The organism is Methanosarcina sp., from assembly GCF_035390745.1.
Classification (GTDB): Archaea; Halobacteriota; Methanosarcinia; order Methanosarcinales; family Methanosarcinaceae; genus Methanosarcina.
Genome location: NZ_DAOOUJ010000085.1, coordinates 5,060 through 9,971, shown reverse-complemented (window position 1 = coordinate 9,971; position 4,912 = coordinate 5,060). Strand labels below are relative to the sequence as shown.

Below are 4,912 nucleotides of genomic sequence, written 5' to 3'. Positions count from 1 at the left end.
TTATATAAAAACACATAGAGAAGAGCTTGTCTAACGCTTAACCGATGACGCATGAGTTGAACATACACAGTTGATTACACTTTCTCTGCATAAATTATCCTTTCGACCGGCGTAGAAGCAAGTTCCCTTCCGGTAGGCTTTATATACCGCTCAGCAAGCTCCTCGTAACCGAGGTGTTCGACTATTTTCCAGCCGCAACCTTCAAGAAAACCCGGCCAAGCTTCCGGGTCCATCCCGAAAAGCCATATCTTATTCTTCACGTACTTTTTGTAAATCTTCTCCCAGCCGTACATGACCCGGCCATCAAGAAAGTCTTTGCGAACATATGTGAAAACCAGGAGGCTGCCACTCTCGGCTTTAGCCAGAAAATTAAAGGTTGTCCTGATGCCGGCTTCAGTCAGATATTGTGTGACAGCCTCCCATATGAAAAACGTCCTCCTGTCCGCAGAGTAGCCGTGTGACGCCAGAACGGAGCCCAGATCTTCGCGATCGAAGTCTATCGGCACAAGCCTGACATGGGATGGGACCTTTCCGAACAACTTACACAGCCTGACCTGCTTGGACTGGATATTTTCAGGTAGATCAACTTCCCAGACCGGCATGTCAGATAGAACTGAAAGCCGATATGCCCGCGTATCAAAGCCAGCACCAAGATTAACAAGCGCGTTAATCTGATTTACCGAGTCTGTCAGTTTCTCATCTATGTACCTTTTTCTGCACAGCATACCGCCCCAGAGACCTGGAGCTTCCTTCTCGGTTGCCCGGACCATCCAGGCCCGGCCCAGATCAGACTTCACAAGCCATACAAAGGCCCTCATGCTGAAAGGCAGTATTCGATAAGCTATGCTGTCTTCGATGATGCGTTGCTTCTCAGGAAAATATTGCTCGAGAGCAACCATTGCTGTTGGGCTCACCCCTGTTTTAGCTGCAGCTTTTGTCATGATGCCTCTCTTATTTTAGTCAGCATATACGTTTAATTTTGTTACCATCGGATTTCATAGAAACGTTAAGTAACTCTGGAGCCTTATTTTCTGCATAAAAATTAAAAACAGAAAACTGGAATATGGGTGGAACCCGTTATGAACGCAAAAAAATATGGGGAAACTACTAAAAAAGACTGGTACAGGACGGCTGGAGCAATTTTTCTCTTTATTGCAGTAATATGGCTCTCCACCATACTTTTGCTTCCTGACTACTGGTATCTCTGGCTGCTGGTAATTATCACAGGAGTTCTGCTGCTCGTAATATGGCACACAAAAAATTTTGCTTACCTGTGCCCCACATGCGGCGAAATCTTCGAAATTTCAAATCTGGAAAACTTCCTTGGTCCTAACGGTGGAAATAAAAAATACCTGAAATGCCCGAGATGCAGGAAGAGGCGCTGGGTGGACATTCTAAGGATTAATAAATGAACTGTTCCAGCAGTAAAAGTATTTCTATGTGTATCTAAAAACCGGCTGCTATCGAGAATTTTGAAATCTAGTTGAGAGAAGGAGAGAGAAAAATTTCTGAAGATATAAAGGAAAATATTTCCGAAGACAACTCGGAAGATATGGAGACAGGTCAGGAAAGCAGAAATCAAGAAAATAGCCCTGAACCGATCGGCGAGAGTATTTCCCTTCTCCCTCTCCTTACTGTTAATTTCATAGGAGTACTCGGATTCAGCATTGTTCTTCCATTCCTTGTATTTCTCGTGAACCGGCTAGGAGGCAATGCTTTCATTTACGGGCTTGCAAGTTCGATGTATCCTGCTTTCCAGCTAATAGGTGCGCCTGTTCTGGGAAGATGGTCTGATATTTACGGGCGCAAAAGGATCCTGCTCTTAAGCCAGATTGGAACCCTTCTCTCATGGATTATCTTTCTTGCAGCTCTCTTTCTTCCGGTCTCCACCCTTCTTAAAGTAGATTCCGGAGTACTGGGAGCTTTTACCTTCACCCTGCCCCTTGCAGTTCTTTTCTTTGCCAGAGCTTTTGACGGACTGACAGGAGGAAGTGTGTCCGTAGCCAATGCCTATCTTGCAGATATTACAGAAGAAAAAGACAGAAACCGGAATTTCGGAAAAATGTCGATTTCCTCAAATCTTGGGTTCATAGTAGGTCCGGCTCTTGCAGGAATTTTGAGCGTAACTCAATATGGAGAAGCGGCTCCTGTCCTGGGGGCAATAGCAATTTCACTGATAGGGATCGCAGTTATCATGTTTTATATCCCCGAAAGCAAAGAGTGTTCGCTTGAGGGACCTGTAGATTCCGAAGATATGCGAAAACTCTTTGGCTACGGAATAAAGGAATGCTGGACTGCAAGGGAGAAAACAGGAAAGCCTTCGTTCACAGGAAAGCCTTCGTTCAGAGAGGTTTTTAAACTCCCGAATATTCCCTATATGCTCAGCCTTTATTTCCTCATCTTTTTAGGTTTCAATATTTTCTATACCTCGTTTCCACTGCACGCAATTGCAGCCCTTGACTGGAGCATAGTTGAAATGGGGATCTACTTTGCTGTCCTGAGCGGGCTTCTGATAATTGTGCAGGGGTCTATACTCCCGAGGCTCTCAAAAAGATATTCGGATGCCTCACTTATAATATTTGGAAGCCTGATGCTCGGCACAAATTTTCTGCTGCTTATTCCCGGAGATCTCTTTCTTACTTACCTTGCAACAGGATTTTTCGCACTGGGAGACGGACTTATGTGGCCTTCGTTCCTATCACTTTTGTCAAAAATCGCAGGGAAAAGATATCAGGGTACTGTACAGGGGTTTGCCAGCGGTTTCGCAGGGCTTGCAAGCATAACAGGGCTGATCCTCGGAGGGCTTTTATATGAAATGTTTGCAGGAAGAGCCTTTTTGCTTGCAGGAATGGTAATTTATACAGTATTTTTGCTTAATTTCAGGCTCAGGCGGTTTGAGAAAGATTTAGAGTACTGATCAAAATTATCAGGCTTAAACCACTTTATTTTCTGCTTTTTCCCCGCGTATGCTTTGAGATAAATCTGGCTGCTGCAAGCACCGTGGCTGTCAGAGCCAGAATCTTTTTCAATCTGAAAAATATTCCGAAAATCAAATCACCCCATCTTTAAAGCTCTTGCATTTATAGCTACAATTACGGTACTGAGGCTCATGAGAACTGCACCTGCGGCAGGGCTCAGTAAAATACCGTACCCATAGAGCGCTCCTGCTGCAAGCGGAATTGCAAAAACATTGTACCCGGTTGCCCAGAGAAGGTTCTGGTACATCCTAGAATACGTCCTTTTAGAAAGCTCAATAATGTATAAAACATCCCTAGGGTCATTTTTAACCAGCACGATATCTGCGGTTTCGATTGCAACATCCGTGCCTGCACCTATAGCTATCCCCACATCAGCCTGGGCAAGGGCGGGAGCATCATTGACCCCGTCCCCTACCATTCCGGTAACATACTGCTTCTGGACTTCCTGAACTTTTGCTGCTTTTTCATGCGGAAGGACTTCTGCAAAGTAGTCGTCAAGCTCAAGTTCCCTTGATACCCAGGCAGCAACAAATCGGTTGTCCCCTGTAAGCATCAGGCATTTTATGCCCATCCCTTTAAGTTTCGAAATGGCTTCCCTTGATTCCTTTCGGACAATATCGGCAAGTGCAAGGGCTCCAAGTACCTTCTCCCCTTCAATCAGAAACACAACTGTTTTTCCCTGTTCCTTGATTTCTTCAATCTTCTCGTCTTTCAGGTTGATTCCGGCTTCTTCAAGGTAACCGGGGCTTACTACAAAATATTTGTTCCCTTCGATTATTCCTTCTATTCCCTTCCCGGGAATGGAACTGAACTTTTCGACTGGCAAGGGTTCTATTCCTTTTTCCCTCGCACTCTCAAGAATTCCTCGTGCAATCGGGTGTTCAGAACTGGCTTCAAGGGAGGCTGCAAGGCTGAGGATCTTCTCTTCATTAATTTTTTCGTCCGTTTTGTCATCCTCGCCTGAAAGAGAAACTACGTCCGTTACCCCAAACCTGCCCTCAGTAAGAGTGCCTGTTTTGTCAAAGATTAAAGCCTCAAGGCTGCGGGCTTTTTCAAACGCCTGCCTGTCCCTGATAAGGAGCCCCGACTTTGCTGCGAGGGAAGTTGAAACAGCAACCACAAGCGGGATTGCAAGCCCGAGAGCATGAGGGCAGGTGATGACCATTACAGTAACCGCTCTTTCGAGTGCAAAAACAGGAGCCTGCCCGAAAAGAATCCACAGGACAAAAGTCAGGGTACCAACAGACAGGGCTATGATCGTAAGATACAGTGCAGCCCTGTTTGCCAGATCCTGGGTTTTTGATTTGCTTTCCTGAGCTGCCCTGACAAGTTCGACAACCTGATTGAGGTAGGTATCCTTTCCCGTTTTTTTGACCTCCACAACAAAAGCCGCTTCCCCATTGATCGAACCTCCTATGACTTCATTTCCCGGATTTTTTGTGACAGGCTTTGACTCCCCGGTAAGCATGGATTCGTTTACACTGCTCGTCCCTTCTATAACAGTCCCGTCAACAGGAACTTTTTCCCCGGGCTTGACCAGAACCTTATCCCCAATTTTCAGCCGGTCCACAGCAATATCCACAGTCTCGCCGTTTTTTCTCAGGTGAGCAACCGAAGGCATTATCTTGACAAGCTCTTCAAGTGCCTTTGAAGCCCCCATAACAGAACGCATCTCAAGCCAGTGCCCGAGAAGCATGATATCGATAAGAGTTACCAGTTCCCAGAAAAAGACCTCACCGTGAAGCCCGAAGACCACAGCAGAACTGTAAAAATAAGCCACAGTGATTGCTATGGCTATAAGGGTCATCATTCCGGGAGACTTTTCAGAAAGCTCCTGCTTTATCCCTTTAAGAAACGGGTAGCCGCCGTAGAAATAGACAACCGAAGAGATTAAGAAAACGATTAAATCTGCACCAGGAAAACTAATCTCAAAG

General features: G+C 45.6%; 4 protein-coding genes. 2 read left to right on the top strand and 2 right to left on the bottom strand.

The genetic code is table 11. The annotated features are described in order from the left end of the window. Positions 1-74: 74 nt before the first annotated feature. On the bottom strand, positions 75-941 hold the full coding sequence (locus PLL47_RS13695) for an SAM-dependent methyltransferase (protein WP_324447007.1): 867 nt from the start codon (positions 939-941) through the stop codon (positions 75-77). A gap of 138 nt (positions 942-1,079) precedes the next feature. Between PLL47_RS13695 and PLL47_RS13690 the strand changes: the two genes are divergently transcribed. Next, complete coding sequence (locus PLL47_RS13690; RefSeq protein WP_324447006.1) at positions 1,080-1,412, top strand: hypothetical protein; 333 nt, start codon at positions 1,080-1,082, stop codon at positions 1,410-1,412. Positions 1,413-1,552: 140 nt separating this feature from the next. Further along, positions 1,553-2,917 (top strand): MFS transporter, encoded by a 1,365-nt coding sequence (locus tag PLL47_RS13685; protein WP_324447008.1) that lies wholly within the window; start codon positions 1,553-1,555, stop codon positions 2,915-2,917. Between the two features lie 137 nt (positions 2,918-3,054). On the opposite strand, the gene PLL47_RS13680 is transcribed toward PLL47_RS13685, so the two are convergent. Further along, positions 3,055-4,912 (bottom strand): copper-translocating P-type ATPase (locus tag PLL47_RS13680; RefSeq protein ID WP_324447005.1); only part of this gene is annotated, 1,858 nt, incomplete at its 5' end.

Coding starts and splice junctions, on each gene's coding strand:
- PLL47_RS13695 (WP_324447007.1), bottom strand. CDS start 941: ATGACAAAAGCTGCAGCTAAAACAGGGGTGAGCCCAACAGCAATGGTT.
- PLL47_RS13690 (WP_324447006.1), top strand. CDS start 1,080: ATGAACGCAAAAAAATATGGGGAAACTACTAAAAAAGACTGGTACAGG.
- PLL47_RS13685 (WP_324447008.1), top strand. CDS start 1,553: ATGGAGACAGGTCAGGAAAGCAGAAATCAAGAAAATAGCCCTGAACCG.